Consider the following 15,372-nt stretch of genomic DNA (forward strand, 5'->3'; position numbering starts at 1 on the left):
GTCCGCTCCCCTTATGGAATAATCTGAAATAGTCTTTCAATTGCGGCATCTAAGTCACTCACTTCATGGACAGACTGTTTTAGAAATTCGATGAGTTGTGGATAGATTTGAATGGCCCGATCGATTTCTGGATTTGTTCCGCTTTTATACGCTCCAATGTTAATCAAATCTTCCGCATCTAAATAAGTAGAGAGAAGCTGACGAAAAACGATGGCCTTTTGTTTATGCTCTTCTGAAGTGATTTGATTCATGACACGACTGATGGAGCGTAATACATGAATCGCAGGATATTGTCCTTTGTTCGCTAAATTCCGATCCAGTACAAAGTGACCATCCAAAATTCCGCGTACAGCATCTGCAATCGGTTCATTCATATCATCCCCATCAACCAAGACGGTATAGAATGCTGTGATCGAGCCTTTTTCAGTCTTACCGCTTCGCTCCAAAAGTTGTGGGAGTAGCGCAAAGACACTTGGTGTATATCCTTTTGAAGCGGGAGGTTCACCTGTTGCTAGTCCGATTTCACGTTGTGCCATTGCAAATCGTGTAACGGAGTCCATCATCAGGACGACATTTTTCCCTTGATCCCGAAAGTACTCAGCAATCGCTGTTGCAGTGTAAGCACCTTTAAGTCGTACAAGGGGCGATTGATCACTCGTTGCTACAACGATGATCGACCGACTCATTCCTTCCTCACCTAACTCCGCTTCGATAAACTCTTTGACTTCACGTCCACGCTCTCCAATTAAAGCAATCACGTTGATATCCGCTGTTGACCGTTTCGCAATCATTCCTAAAAGTGTGGACTTTCCGACGCCTGATCCTGCAAATAACCCAACACGCTGTCCTTCACCTACTGTTAATAACGTATCAATTGCTCGTATCCCAGTTGAGAGTACTTCGCTAATACGTGGGCGACTAAGCGGACTTGGTGGCTTTCTAACAATGGATGTTGTTTTTAAATGCTCTAGGTTTTCACCGTCTAATGGTCTGCCTAGTCCATCTAACACTTGACCTATCAACTCTTCGCCTACAGGAACGTGTAACGGTTTACCTGAAGCAACAACGATGGATCCTGGAGCGATTGCTGTCGTTTCACCATAAGGCATAAGTAGAACATGCCCCTCTTTAAAGCCAACGACCTCTGCTTCAATTTCATGGTGTGCGTTCAATTGAATAAAACAGCGCTCTCCAATTGATACAGCAGTAGGTCCTCTCGATTCGATCATCAAACCAATAACTTGGACTACTTTACCTGAATGTCGAAGCAGATCATCAAATTTAATGTCTTGAATCGCTTCTTGCAAATGTTGAACTTTATACATCCGTCAACACCTCAAAAATCTTTTTCTCAAGATGTTTAAAACTGGAGTGTAACCCACCCGTAATCGCTCCATTTTCAGAATCGATTCTAAAATCACGTGGTGACAATTCTGGATCTAACCGGAGTTGGACACTGACTGTCGCTCCGAGAATAGATTGAATCTTATCTTCCATCATGACTAAGCGTTCAAAATCTTGAGGCGATGCATAGACAAATAATTTCTCGCGATCTCTAAACTGAATCAATAGTTTATGAATCATCTTATACAATGTCTCTTCATCAGAATCTAATAGATTTTCTAGAAATAAATGCGTCGTTTGAAGAGCAGCTACACATAGATCATGTTCCATCATCATAAGTTTCTCTTGAAAACGTTGCTCTAATTTCTCACTTAACGCATTTAAGTCAGACATTGCCTTATCATATGTTGCGAAGCCGCTTGATTGTCCTTCAACAAACCCTGCTTCATACCCTTGCAGCGTTGCCGCCTCGAGCGTTCTTAATTTTTCTTCTTCCAATTGCGCTAGTCTTGATTCGTGTTCTTCCATCAAACGCTTTTCTAAAAGTGTCAATTGATTCTGACGTTCTAACCATTCTTCTTCATAGGAAATCGTAACGAGATTACTTTCATGATCAACGTTTTCAGACGATGCTACTGGCTGATGAATCAAACGCTGCGATTTAGACAAGACACTCTGCCGTTTAATGACGTTAGACAACGATATCATCTCCTCCACCGCGTGCGACGACGATCTCACCCATATCTTCTAAACGACGAATGATACCGACAATTCGACTTTGTGCTTCTTCGACATCGCGTAATCGAACAGGACCCATGAACTCCATATCTTCTTTGAACGACTCGACCATCCGCTGAGACATATTTCGATACACCATGTCTTTGACGTCATCAGATGATACTTTCAATGCTAAAAGAAGATCCTCATTTGAAACTTCACGAATGATACGTTGAATTGCACGTGCATCCAATGTGACAATATCCTCAAATACGAACATCCGCTTTTTAATTTCCTCAGCGAGTTCAGGATCTTGAATTTCAAGCGTATCCAAAATCGTTCGTTCTGTCGTTCGGTCAACACCATTCAACACTTGAACCACTGCTTCAATCCCGCCTGACTGAGCATAGTCTTGCATTCCTGCTTGAGACAGGTTACGTTCTAAAATCAACTCAACTTCACTAATGATTTCCGGATTCATTCGATCCATCGTAGCAATTCGTCTCGCTACATCCGACTGTGCCTCTGCCGGAAGCTCAGAAAGGATTTGTCCTGACTTCGCTGGATCCAAATGAGCAAGGACTAGAGCAATCGTTTGCGGATGTTCATTTTGAATAAAATTCAATAATTGTTTTGAATCTGCTTTTCGTGCAAACTCGAAAGGACGTACTTGAAGTGTTGATGTGAGGCGATGAATCAATTCCATCGCCTTTTCTTCACCAACAGCTTTTTCTAATACGGATTTCGCAAAACCGATACCACCTTGCGTGATATAGTTCTGTGCCATTGCTAAATCATGAAATTCATCCAGAACACCTGCTTTATCTTCAGGGTCAATTCGTTTCATGCTTGAGATTTGTAACGTCAACCATTCCATCTCTTCTTCACTTAGATGCTTATATACGTTCGCCGCGACTTCTGGACCTAATGAAATCATTAGGACGGCAGCCTTTTCACGACTATTCATCTCTAATTTCTTCATAGGATCAATCCTCCGCTAACCAAGTTCTAAGCAGTTTTGCAAATTCGTCTGGATTTGACGCTGCTAATTTTTCTAGTTGTTTTCGTTTTTGTGCTTCATTGCTATTATCTTCAGTCGATAACTCAGGAATTTCTGTTTCAATCGGTGTCCATTCCTCTAAGCTTTCCTCTTCTTCTTTTTTACGTTTACGAACCATGAAGAAAATCATGCCTATGATGACTAAAGCTGCTGCACCTAATGCAAACCAAACCCACATCGGAATTGTTTCTGAAGTAGCGGTCTGTTTAGTTGTCGTGTTAGCAAATGGTCGAGACATGACAACTACTTTATTTGTCAGTTCCGCATCTGTTAACGTCGTTTTAGCATCTTGTTTTGTAATGGACGTACGAATGATAGAATACATCATCGTCTGTAAGTCCGTTTGTAACTGCGGATCAATTTGTGTCTGACCCTTTGGTGGTTCTACTATGATTTGAATACCTAAGTCACGAATTTCATATGGTGCCCCAGAAATCTGTTTCGTGATTCGATTTACTTCATAGTTAATAATATCGTGTGTTTTTTCACTCGTATCTCCAGCTTCACCATTTCCTGTCGGGAAATTGATTGTTTCATTTTCGCCAGTCCCAGCAGTTCCCTGATTCGCTGCACCTGTGTATGCTTCAGCTACTTTTTCAGCAGATGTGACGATTCCTTCGATTTTATCTGGATCTACTGGTTCTACTAATTTTTGTTCTTCCTGACGTTTCGTAACATCTACGTCCGCCGTGACCGATACGAGTGCTTTTTGCGGTCCAAGAACAACGGAAAGCATTTGTTGGATCTGTTTCCGTAAATCGTTCTCTGTTGCTTTTTTAAGCGCCATCGGATCTGTTCCACCTGCTGTCTGCGTCGCATTGCCCGGTTCATAGTACGTGAAGTACTGATCCATGATCGTAATGTTTTCTTCTTTAAGATTTGGAATACTTTTAGCGATCAAATGATACAGACCTTGAACCGTTTGATTATTCAAGTTACTACCTGCGCTAGAGGTCAATACGACCGATACTGTTGAAGATTCTTTCTCATCCGATAAAAAGACACTCTTTTCTGGGAGCGTAATCATGACTTTAGCTGACTCGATTCCATTGACTTGTGTAATCAAGTTTTCGAGTTCCGTCTGCATCGTGTCGCGTTCCAAGATGTTCATTTCTTTATCCGTCGTTCCGAAACCCGCGTTTTCACTAAAGAAGGAATAATCAATTTGACCAGACTTTGGAATACCAGCTGTTGCTAATTCGACTTTCAAATTCTCAACATTCGCCTCTGGAACAAGAATGGTCACGCCATTAGCTTCACTAACAACTTCAGACTGAATACCGTCCTCGTTTAGTTTTTCCGTCACTTGTCCGGCTTCTTGTGGTGATAATTTTGAATAAAGGGGTGTCATCGTTGGTTTAGATAACCAGAGAATAGCGACGATCAACGCTGCTAAAACGACGATAATACTTCCAAGAATCATCGCCTTTTTAGCGAGTGACCATGATTTCCACGTTGTATTAATGGTGTTCCATCTTGCTTTTAATCCTTCGTTCATTCAACATCTCCCACGCTTTCCTTAACATTCACAGTTGCATACGCATCATTTCTTGGTATGCTTCGATGCCCTTATTACGGACCTCAATGGCGAGTTGCATAGAGAGAGATGCTTCTTCTGTTTTAATCATAATATTATGTAGATCTGTTGACTTTCCCGTCGCCAAATCTACTCGTGCTTGAGATGAAGCGCTTTGTGTCGCATTTAATCCATTCATTGCTTGACTTAACACTTCGCTAAAGTCACTTGGTGTTGTTTTAGGAGTCATTTGATTTTGAAGAATGGGTTGTAATCCCTGAATTGCTTGAATTGCCATGGTCATTCATCATCCCTTCATTCTTACTTACCGATCTCCATCGCTTTAACAAGCATTGCTTTCGTCGCGTTAAGAGCTGTCACGTTTGCTTCATAAGATCGTGTCGCGCCCATCATATCGACCATTTCTTTTAAAATGTCGACATTCGGCATTTTGACGTATCCAAGCTCGTCTGCATCCGGATGACTTGGGTTGTATTCTAATTTAAAAGGCTCTTCATCTTTTCGAAGTTCGCTAACCGTTACACCGTTAGCCGTTTCCTTAAGCACTGCTAATTTACGAGCGTAGGGTTGCCATTGACCATCTACAAGTTCTCCCCGTGTCGTTTGAGCATTTGCAATATTTGCTGAAACCGTATCAAGCCGGAGACGTTGTGCAGTTAACCCTGATGCAGAAGTATGAAATCCACCGAACATACTCACTTTTATCTGCCTCCTCTAATTACTGATTGGATTCCTGAAAATTTCCGATTCAGCTGTTCTACTAATGCCTCATACTCGATTTGATTGCGTGATAATTCAGACATCTCAAAATCAATATCGACACCATTTCCATCGTTACGCATAGAAGTCGATTGCTCAACGATCGAACCTTGCGCATCAATTTGAGCATGACGCTTTAGACTCATTTTCATTTGAGAGTCTAGTACATCCGAAAACACTAAACGTTGTGCTTTGTATCCAGGTGTATCAACATTCGCAATATTTTTAGATATTACTTTTTGAGAATCTACAGTACGATTGACTGCTTTAGTGAGTAAAGAATAATCGGAACCTAACCAATCCATTTATCCGCCCTCCATGTATGAATAGTTTGGAATTGAAGAATATTAAAACTAGTAAGTCATCAGTAACATATCTGAAATAATTGAAACAAATAGGTCAATGTTTGAAAAGGATAAATTTTAAAAAAAGGGTAATGAGATGTTCATTTTTCACCTTTAATTACCATTTTGTTCAAAAATGATAAATATTACCTATGCATCTACGAATAGAAAAAAGTTTAATTAATAAAAATGGACTAATTTATGATTTACAGAAAATGTCTAAACTAAGATTTAAAATATTTCATTCATGAGCAACAGAATTGATTATACATCTAATACAGAATGAAAAAAACACCAAATTGTAATTTCTTTGAATAAATATAAAAATAGTTCCTTCTCTTTTAACTTTTTTATCCACCCCTTTTCTTGGTATTTTTCATTGATACTCTACGATAACCATTTAAAGAAGAGTGGATCTGCATTGCTTCTTCTATCACCTGATGGATGTTTGTAAGAAATCGTCTTTAACAAAAAAAGCGATTCTTCTCACATTGAAGAAGAATCGCTTATCTAATACAGACGTTAAAAACGATTAACGAAAAATACGCTGTATCTCATTATTTTTTAGTTCGATTTAATACGCTCTAACTCATAAAGGAAATTGTCGTTCAAAATTTTAATGTAAGTTCCTTTCATTCCAAGTGAACGCGACTCGATGACGCCTGCACTTTCGAGTTTACGCAGTGCGTTGACAATGACAGAACGCGTGATACCGACGCGATCGGCAATCTTGGAAGCGACGAGTAGTCCTTCATTTCCTTCCAGCTCTTCGAAGATATGTTCAATCGCTTCAAGTTCTGAATAAGACAACGAATTGATCGCCATCTGAACGACCGCTTTCTTCCGTGCTTTATCTTCCGCCTCATGTGCCTTCTCACGAAGGATTTCCATCCCGACGACTGTCGCACCATACTCTGCAAGCACGAGGTCTTCTTCGTTGAAGTCTTCCACCATACGACCGAGAACCAGTGTACCAAGGCGTTCGCCACCACCGATGATCGGTACGATCGTCGTTTTCGACGTTTCGAACGTATCACGGTTGTCGACTGGGAATGCCGTATGTTCACTATCGATGGCAATGTTTGCTGTCGTTTCCGTGACGTTAAATAATTTTTTCGTGTAATCTTCCGGGAATTGACGTTCTTCTAAGAAACCACGGACCCGGTCATTTTCGATTTGTTGCTTGATTGCGATACCTAGTAACTTACCGCGCCGACTTACGATGAATGTGTTCGATTCCATGACTTCGCTGAGTCGATCAGCCATGACCTTGAAATCAACATGTGTGCTCGCTTCTTGTTGTAACATCGTATTCAGCTTCCGCGTTTTCGCCAATAAATTCATTTTTTCTTCCTCCACTTTATAAGATGAACTGACTTAAGTCTCGATCATCTGCTACTTTTCCAACTCGTTCCGTCACGTATTGTGGCGTGATCGTCACATCCGTCTCCGGCATGTCTGCTGCTTCGAAGGATAATTCTTCAAGGACGCGCTCCATGATCGTATACAAGCGCCGCGCTCCGATATTATCCGTCTCATCGTTCACTTGTGCAGCAATCCGTGCGATTTCACGAATGGCTTCTTCTGTAAAGGTGACATGAACGTGCTCTGCCCCTAATAATGCTTTATATTGTTTGAGTAATGCTTGATTCGGTTCAGTCAAAATTTTGACAAAGTCATCTTCTGTCAAACTATCGAGTTCGACACGGATCGGAAAACGACCTTGGAGTTCAGGAATCAGATCAGATGGTTTCGCCATATGGAATGCACCCGCAGCGATGAACAAGATGTGATCCGTCTTGACTGGACCATATTTCGTAACGATCGTCGATCCTTCAACGATCGGTAAGATGTCTCGTTGAACACCCTCTCGTGAAACACCAGCTGAATCATGTCCTTTTGTCGCGATCTTATCGATCTCATCGACGAAGATGATACCCATTTGTTCTGCGCGACGAACCGCTTCGTCATGGACTTCGTTCAAGTCGAGCAACCGCTCCGCTTCTTCCGCCGTCAGGATTGGTCGTGCTTCCTTGACTGTGAGCTGACGCTTCTTCGTTTTCTTCGGCATGACTTGTCCGAGCATATCCTGAAGATTCGCGAGCCCCTCCATGCCTTGTTGCCCAGAGAATAAATCCACTTGGCGTTCTTCAACATCGACCTCAATCATGCGATCCTCAAGTTGCCCTGTCAGTAATTGCTGACGAAGTAACGAACGGTCGGCTGTCGCTTCCGATGTATCCGGCTCTTGTTGCTTCTGGTTCCCTCCAAACAACATCTCAAACGGATTCGTTCCACCACCGAGACCAGATGACGCTTTTTTACCAGATAACGCATCGACGATTCGTTCGTTCGCCACTGCTTCCGCTCGATCTTTGAGCGCTTCTTTTTTCTCATCTTTGACAAGACGTAGAGACGCTTCCACGAGATCCCGCACCATTGACTCCACATCACGACCGACGTACCCTACTTCCGTGAATTTCGTCGCTTCGATTTTGACGAACGGCGCACGGACGAGTTTCGCGAGGCGTCGCGCAATTTCAGTCTTTCCGACTCCGGTCGGTCCGATCATCAGGATATTCTTCGGTGTGACTTCATCCCGCATCGATGCATCGAGTAATTGTCGACGGTACCGATTACGTAAAGCAATCGCCACCGCACGTTTAGCATCCGCTTGTCCGATGACATGTTCATTTAACTTCTCGACGATTTGTCTTGGCGTCAATTCATGCATGGTCATTGCCTCCGATCGTTTCTAGGATGATTTGATCGTTCGTAAAGACACAGAGTTCACCAGCCGTCTCAAGCGCTGCGCGGGCGATCTCCTCTGCTGTGAGATGACTTGCATGTCGAGCTAACGCGCGACCTGCTGCAAGCGCATAATTACCACCTGAACCGATTGCGAGAATGCCGTCATCCGGTTCGATGACTTCCCCGTTTCCGGATACAAGTAAGAGATGTGTTCCATCCATGACAAGTAAGAGTGCTTCAAGTTGACGCAACATCTTATCGCCTCGCCATTCCTTCGCCAGCTCAACTGCTGCCCGTTGTAAGTTCCCGTTATACATTTCAAGCTTCGCTTCGAATTTTTCAAAGAGTGTGAACGCGTCCGCGACACTTCCAGCAAATCCGGCAATGACTTTGCCACCATAGAGGCGCCGTACTTTTTTCGCACTTTTCTTCATGATGACTTGGTTTCCGAAAGTCACCTGTCCGTCTCCGCTCATCGCGGATTGTCCGTTATGTTGAATCGCAAAAATCGTCGTTGCATGAAACATCAATGTTTCCTCCCTTAGGCACGAGGATGTGCTTGTTGATAAACATGTCGTAATCGTTCCGTCGTTACGTGTGTATACTGACCGGTCGTCGACAGCGATGCGTGTCCAAGTAACTCCTGGACCGCTCGCAAATCGGCGCCTCTTTCCAGTAAATCTGTCGCGAAACTATGACGAAGCGCATGTGGTGTCACATGTTTCCCAACGAGTTGTTCCCCTTTTTTCATGATTTTCCGAATCGCATCCGTCGTCAATCGACGCCCTGAATGAGACAAGAACAACGCTTGCTCATGACCTGCGACTGGATCTCGTGATGGTAAGTACAGTTCTAATGCATCTTTAGCAAAGGTTCCGATTGGTGCGATGCGTTCCTTCCCACCTTTTCCATACACATGGACGTAGGAGTGATCAGTCGCGAGATCACGAAGATCCAGTTGAACGACCTCGCTGACCCGCATACCCGTCGCATATAAAAGTTCTACTAACGCCACATTCCGGTTGCCAAGCGTATCACTCGATCGAAAGGCATCGAGGAAACGTTCATATTCCGTTGGGACGAGGAATGTCGGAAGTCCTTGTTGTCGTTTTGGTGCTTTTAATCCATCGAAGGGATTAGGCTCATCGGTGTCACGTGTCAAAAAACGACCAAATTGTTTGAGGCAGGAAACTTTTTGTGCAATCGTCGCCCGCGCCAGCTCCTGATCGTAAAGAGCATACAAATAACGCCGTGCACTTGCCAATTCAATCGATCGTAACTGATGATCGCGGCAAAAAGCGGCGTATTGTCGAAGTGTTTGATCATAAGAGCGACCTGTATTCGGAGATAATTGACGTTCAATATGAACATACCGCATGAAATCTTCTAGCAGTCGCTCAAAAGCAGTGTCTATCCCCATGAATGCGCCCCCTTCTGACCATTTCATTCTCGAATCGCCCTTAGCATAGCACAGACCAAGTAGTCTGACAATAGACCAAAAACCGAAAAATTAACGAAATTATCACGCTTTTATGACAAATTAAGAAATGGGGAGAAAGAGCGCTAAATCACGCCTTTCTCCCCATCAAAAATCACATATCCGTGAAATCTTTGATTGCTTCAAGTGCTCGCTCTGCGTAGAGCGCATACTTCTCAGGTTTTTTCATCCGAACCGGATGACCGACGAGTGCTGGTACCAATCCGAAGTTGGCATTCATTGGCTGGAAGTTCTTCCCTTCCGTCGTCGTGATATAGTGCGACATCGCACCCATCATCGTTTCCTGCGGGAACGTAACCGGTTCCGCCTCATTGACGAGACGTGCCGCATTGATTCCTGCCGTCAAACCGGACGCTGCTGACTCGACGTACCCTTCGACACCTGTCATTTGACCAGCAAAGAACAAGTCGTCACGTGTACGTGTCTGATACGTTGGTTTCAATAAATTCGGTGAGTTGACGAACGTGTTACGGTGCATGACACCATAACGGACGATTTCTGCATTCTCAAGACCAGGAATCAAGCGAATGATCCGCTTTTGTTCGCCCCATTTCAAATGTGTCTGGAAGCCGACAAGGTTGAACAATGTTCCAGCTGAGTTATCCTGACGCAATTGAACGACAGCATATGGTCGTTTGCCTGTCTTCGGATCTTCAAGTCCAACTGGCTTCATCGGTCCAAACAAGAGTGTTTTCGGTCCGCGTGAAGCGAGAACTTCAAATGGCATACAGCCCTCGAAGTAAATCTCTTTTTCAAATTCCTTCAATGGAACGACTTCCGCATTGATCAGCTCATCATAGAAGAGCTGGAATTCTTCTTCCGTCATTGGACAATTCAAGTAGGCAGCTTCGCCTTTATCATATCGTGATTTCAGGTAAACCTTCTCACGATCGATCGTGTCTCCATCGAGAATCGGTGCCGCTGCATCGAAGAAGTATAGGTAATCTTCACCTGTGAATTGTTTAAGTGATTCCGATAATGCCGCACTCGTCAACGGACCCGTCGCGACGATCGTCGGACCATCTGGAATCGCTTCGATTTCTTCATGATGGACGGTAACGTTCGGGTGGTTTTTCAACGTTTCCGTCACATATCCTGCGAAGTCGTGCCGATCGACAGCAAGTGCTCCACCTGCTGGAACGCTCGCTAAGTCTGCTGCTTTCATGATCAAGGAATCGAGCTGACGCATCTCTTCCTTTAAGACACCAACTGCGTTCGTTAACTGGTTCGCTCGAAGTGAGTTCGAACAGACGAGTTCAGCGAATTGGTCTGTATGGTGCGCGGGTGTCTGTTTGACAGGCCGCATTTCATATAAATCTACTTGTACGCCGCGTTTTGCAAGTTGCCATGCTGCTTCAGAACCTGCAAGTCCCGCGCCGATTACCGTTACACGTTTCAACGGTCATTCCTCCTCTTGCTCCTGATCGATGCGTGTTTCATGATGTCCACAAGATGTACATTCTACTTTCACACCGTTCTTGATTTTCTTTTGTACCATCATACTACTACATACCGGACATGGTTCTTCGACCGGTTTATCCCATGAGACGAACTCACACTCCGGATAGTTCGAACAACCGTAGAACAAACGTCCTTTTTTACTACGACGTTCGACGATGTCGCCCGTTCCACATGTCGGACACTTCACACCGATCTCGACTTGGATCGGTTTCGTATTACGACACTCTGGGAAGTTCGAGCACGCCATGAACTTGCCATAACGTCCCATCTTGATGACCATCGGGTGACCACAGACTTCACAATCTTCTCCAGCCGGTTCATCTTTGATTTCAATCTTCTCGATTTCTGCTTCTGCTCGTGTCAGACGCTTTGCAAAGGACTTATAGATTGGATCGACGACTTCCGTCCACTGCATGTCACCTTTTTCGATCGCATCGAGTAAAGCTTCCATGTCTGCCGTGAACTGGACAGTGATGAACTCTTGGAAATAGTCGCTGATCATATCGATGACGAGTTCACCGAGTTCCGTTGGTAAAAATTTCTTCTCTTCAAGCGTCACGTAACCCCGTTTTTGAATCGTATCGAGCGTCGGCGCATACGTCGACGGACGACCGATACCGAGCTCTTCCATCGCCCGGACAAGACGTGCTTCCGTATAACGTGGTGGTGGTTGTGTGAAGTGTTGTTTCGGTTCGATTGCTGATTGTTTCAACTCTTCCCCTTCATCGAGTGGAGGAAGTAGTCCTTCCTTGACGTCTGAAACCGCCTCATCGTCCGTATCTTCGATGTAGACCTTCATGAAGCCCGGGAATTTAACGGTCGACCCGTTCGCACGGAACGTGACGTCGTTCGAGACGAGATCGATTTTGACAGTATCGAGAATCGCTGGCGCCATCTGGCTTGCGACGAACCGTTCCCAAATTAGTTTATATAAGCGGAACTGATCACGCGATAAATACGATTTGACGAGTTGTGGCTCACGCATCGTCGAAGTCGGACGAACCGCTTCGTGTGCATCTTGTGAGTTCGCTGATTTCTTTTCTTTACGTTTCTCGCTTGCGATGTATTCTTTTCCGTACGCCTGCTCAATGAACCCGTGTGCTTCGAGGTTCGCCGAATCTGACGTCCGTGTCGAATCGGTACGCATATACGTAATCAAACCGACTGTACCTTCTTTTCCAATTTCGATTCCTTCGTATAGCTGTTGTGCGATCATCATCGTCTTCTTCGCTCGGAAGTTCAGCTTACGTGCTGCTTCCTGTTGCAAAGAACTCGTCGTAAACGGTAACGCCGGATTCCGTTTCCGCTCTTTTTTCGTGACGGAATCAACTGTAAAGTCTTCTGAGAGTTGATTCAAGATTTGATCGACTTCTTCTTGCGAATGAAGTTCACGCTTCTTGCCATCGACTCCGTAGAAGTTCGCTTCGAGCTTTTCACCGTTTGCATCGAGTTCGAGTTTGATCGTCCAGTATTCTTCAGGCATGAACGCATTGATTTCTTGTTCACGATCGATGATCATCTTGACGGCAACGGATTGAACGCGTCCCGCAGATAACCCTTTTTTAATCTTCTTCCATAATAACGGACTCATGCTGTAACCAACAAGGCGGTCCAAGATACGACGGGCTTGCTGCGCATCGACAAGATCATAGTTGAGCTTGCGTGGTCGCTTGAACGAATCCTTGATGGCATCTTTCGTGATTTCATTGAAGACGACGCGGCACTCCGTTGATTCATCAACGCCTAATGCTTTAGCTAAATGCCATGCGATCGCTTCCCCTTCACGGTCGGGGTCGGCTGCGAGATAGATTTTTTGTGCTTTTTTCGCAGCTGTCTTGAGTTCTTTTAAGACCGGACCTTTACCACGGATCGTGATATATTTCGGTTCATAGTCATGTTCGACGTCGACTCCCATTTGGCTTTTCGGCAAGTCAATGACGTGCCCCATCGACGCTTTCACGGTATAGTTGGATCCGAGATAACGTTTAATGGTTTTTGCCTTAGCGGGTGACTCGACGATTACTAGATATTTTGCCATTGCAATCGCTCCCTATTAGAGGCGTACTCGTATTTTAATCTCACTTATCATAGTAGTCTCGATTCCCATTTGTCAACGTTCAGCCGAATACTTTTTGAAACTTCTTCCGGATCAAGGAGTGGAATCGCTCCTTCTGCGATCAATTGATTCGTTCCGGTAAAGAACGATTCCGTGGGACAACCCGGCAAACAATAGACATCTTTTCCTTGGTCAAGCGCATGATTGGCAGTATTCATCGTACCGCTTCGTTTCGCCGCTTCGACGATGATCAATGATGAAGATAATCCAGCAATGATCCGATTCCGTTCTAGAAATTGAAATTTTTGAATAGGAGTTCCGAGTGGATATTCAGAGAGAAGAAGACCGTTCGAGAGGATGCGTTCAAAAAGAGAAGCATGGGAAGTAGGATATAGACGATCAAGTCCTCCTGCGAGAACCGCAATCGTTGTCTGCTGATGTTTTAAGGATAGACGATGGACGAGGGCATCGATACCATAGGCACCTCCGGAAACGGTGGCGAGATCTGGATGAAAGAAGGGTTGCAAGAAACGCATACGGGAAAGATGGTGCGGTGAGGGGGTTCGACTACCGATGATACTGACGCGTGGAAGTGTTAAGCGGAACGGATCACCGCGGTAAAAGAGGGCATAGACCGGTTGAGGGATCGTCAGTAACACAGTCGGAAACAGTGGATCTCCTTTGACTAGAATCGACTCTTCGATCCAATCAAGCTGTAATGCTTGTTCATACCGTTTTCGAAGACGCGTCGAAACGGGTAATTCATGACTGGGAACGATTCCGAATTGCTCAATCAATCGGACGATCGTGTACGGTACCTGACACATGGCGAAGCGGACATACAGTTCACGTTTCATGAGATCAGCGCTCCTTATTATATAGAAGAAAGCCGTCCTGATTTGATCAGGACAGCTTCTTTTTTTGATTTATTTGACTGTGCTGTTCGTTACGCACTCGTCATAGATCCCTGCTTCTTTGATGACACGGATTAACGTCTCACCAATGACAGCTGGTGTTTCTGCCACTTCGATTCCGTTTGCACGGAGTGTCTTGATTTTTTCAGCAGCTGTTCCTTTACCGCCAGAGATGATCGCACCTGCGTGACCCATCCGTTTGCCGGCAGGAGCTGTTTGACCACCGATGAAACCAATGACTGGTTTCGTCATGTTCGCTTTGACCCACTCAGCCGCTTCTTCTTCAGCTGTTCCACCGATTTCCCCTAACATGATGACGGCTTTTGTTTCTGGATCTTCATTGAATGCTTTGAGCGTATCGATGAAGTCCGTTCCATTGACCGGGTCGCCCCCGATACCAACAGCTGTCGATTGACCGATACCAGCAGTCGTCAATTGATGGACAGCTTCATATGTCAAAGTCCCAGAACGTGAGACGATACCGACATGACCTGGTGTATGGATATATCCTGGCATGATACCAAGTTTCGCGACACCTGGAGTGATGACGCCCGGGCAGTTCGGTCCGATGAGACGAACTGGTTTGCCTTCGAGGTAACGTTTTACTTTGACCATATCAAGAACTGGAATACCTTCCGTGATACAGATGATCAGCGCGATGTTCGCATCTGCTGCTTCCATGATTGCATCCGCTGCGAATGCTGGTGGAACGTAGATGATCGATGCGTTCGCACCCGTTTTTTCGACCGCTTGTGCGACCGTATCAAAGACAGGAACACCACCGAGTACTTCCGTACCGCCTTTTCCTGGTGTGACACCGCCTACGAGGTTTGTGCCGTAGTCGATCATCTGTTCACCGTGGAACATCCCTTGGTTACCAGTAATCCCTTGAATAATGACTTTCGTCGATTCGTTCACCCAAATACTCATC

General features: G+C 44.8%; 15 protein-coding genes. All 15 read right to left on the reverse strand.

The annotated features are described in order from the left end of the window. Nucleotides 1–11: 11 nt before the first annotated feature. Complete coding sequence (fliI, locus tag N179_RS06645) at nt 12–1,325, reverse strand: flagellar protein export ATPase FliI (RefSeq protein WP_035396772.1); 1,314 nt, start codon at nt 1,323–1,325, stop codon at nt 12–14. Continuing rightward, nucleotides 1,318–2,043 carry a FliH/SctL family protein gene (locus N179_RS06650; protein WP_158024755.1) on the reverse strand — a complete coding sequence of 242 codons (726 nt, stop codon included), beginning with the start codon at nt 2,041–2,043 and terminating at the stop codon, nt 1,318–1,320. The genes fliI and N179_RS06650 overlap by 8 nt, the downstream gene beginning before the upstream one ends. Next, on the reverse strand, nt 2,036–3,043 hold the full coding sequence (gene fliG, locus N179_RS06655; RefSeq protein ID WP_023468720.1) for a flagellar motor switch protein FliG: 1,008 nt from the start codon (nt 3,041–3,043) through the stop codon (nt 2,036–2,038). The genes N179_RS06650 and fliG overlap by 8 nt, the downstream gene beginning before the upstream one ends. A 4-nt stretch (nt 3,044–3,047) precedes the next feature. Continuing rightward, nucleotides 3,048–4,619 (reverse strand): flagellar basal-body MS-ring/collar protein FliF, encoded by a 1,572-nt coding sequence (gene fliF, locus N179_RS06660; RefSeq protein WP_023468721.1) that lies wholly within the window; start codon nt 4,617–4,619, stop codon nt 3,048–3,050. 28 nt (nt 4,620–4,647) lie between these two features. Next, the gene (fliE, locus tag N179_RS06665; protein ID WP_035396905.1) at nt 4,648–4,935 is read right to left on the reverse strand and encodes a flagellar hook-basal body complex protein FliE; all 288 of its coding nucleotides are present in this window, start codon (nt 4,933–4,935) and stop codon (nt 4,648–4,650) included. A 23-nt stretch (nt 4,936–4,958) separates the two neighbouring features. Then, nucleotides 4,959–5,357 carry a flagellar basal body rod protein FlgC gene (flgC, locus tag N179_RS06670; RefSeq protein ID WP_023468723.1) on the reverse strand — a complete coding sequence of 133 codons (399 nt, stop codon included), beginning with the start codon at nt 5,355–5,357 and terminating at the stop codon, nt 4,959–4,961. A 2-nt stretch (nt 5,358–5,359) separates the two neighbouring features. Beyond that, nucleotides 5,360–5,722: a flagellar basal body rod protein FlgB gene (flgB, locus tag N179_RS06675; RefSeq protein WP_023468724.1), complete on the reverse strand. Its 363-nt coding sequence runs from the start codon at nt 5,720–5,722 to the stop codon at nt 5,360–5,362. 603 nt (nt 5,723–6,325) lie between these two features. Then, a complete protein-coding gene (codY, locus tag N179_RS06680) occupies nt 6,326–7,105 on the reverse strand; it encodes a GTP-sensing pleiotropic transcriptional regulator CodY (protein ID WP_023468725.1) in 780 nt (259 codons plus the stop codon). A gap of 16 nt (nt 7,106–7,121) precedes the next feature. Beyond that, the gene (gene hslU / locus N179_RS06685; protein ID WP_023468726.1) at nt 7,122–8,495 is read right to left on the reverse strand and encodes an ATP-dependent protease ATPase subunit HslU; all 1,374 of its coding nucleotides are present in this window, start codon (nt 8,493–8,495) and stop codon (nt 7,122–7,124) included. Next, nucleotides 8,488–9,039 carry an ATP-dependent protease subunit HslV gene (gene hslV / locus N179_RS06690; protein ID WP_023468727.1) on the reverse strand — a complete coding sequence of 184 codons (552 nt, stop codon included), beginning with the start codon at nt 9,037–9,039 and terminating at the stop codon, nt 8,488–8,490. Before hslV ends, hslU begins: the two co-directional genes overlap by 8 nt. Nucleotides 9,040–9,053: 14 nt before the next feature. Further along, on the reverse strand, nt 9,054–9,959 hold the full coding sequence (locus N179_RS06695) for a tyrosine recombinase XerC (protein WP_231496840.1): 906 nt from the start codon (nt 9,957–9,959) through the stop codon (nt 9,054–9,056). 145 nt (nt 9,960–10,104) lie between these two features. After that, nucleotides 10,105–11,409 (reverse strand): FADH(2)-oxidizing methylenetetrahydrofolate--tRNA-(uracil(54)-C(5))-methyltransferase TrmFO, encoded by a 1,305-nt coding sequence (trmFO, locus tag N179_RS06700; RefSeq protein WP_023468729.1) that lies wholly within the window; start codon nt 11,407–11,409, stop codon nt 10,105–10,107. A gap of 3 nt (nt 11,410–11,412) precedes the next feature. Then, the gene (gene topA, locus N179_RS06705) at nt 11,413–13,509 is read right to left on the reverse strand and encodes a type I DNA topoisomerase (RefSeq protein WP_029342082.1); all 2,097 of its coding nucleotides are present in this window, start codon (nt 13,507–13,509) and stop codon (nt 11,413–11,415) included. 47 nt (nt 13,510–13,556) lie between these two features. Then, nucleotides 13,557–14,384, reverse strand: a complete 828-nt coding sequence (gene dprA, locus N179_RS06710) for a DNA-processing protein DprA (protein WP_058713723.1) — start codon at nt 14,382–14,384, stop codon at nt 13,557–13,559. Between the two features lie 69 nt (nt 14,385–14,453). After that, nucleotides 14,454–15,371, reverse strand: coding sequence for a succinate--CoA ligase subunit alpha (gene sucD / locus N179_RS06715; RefSeq protein ID WP_023468731.1), 918 nt, complete (start codon nt 15,369–15,371; stop codon nt 14,454–14,456). Nucleotide 15,372 lies beyond the last annotated feature (1 nt).

Origin of the sequence: Exiguobacterium indicum HHS 31 (genome assembly GCF_001939065.1) — a bacterium.
In the GTDB taxonomy this organism is placed as follows: Bacteria; Bacillota; Bacilli; order Exiguobacteriales; family Exiguobacteriaceae; genus Exiguobacterium_A; species Exiguobacterium_A indicum.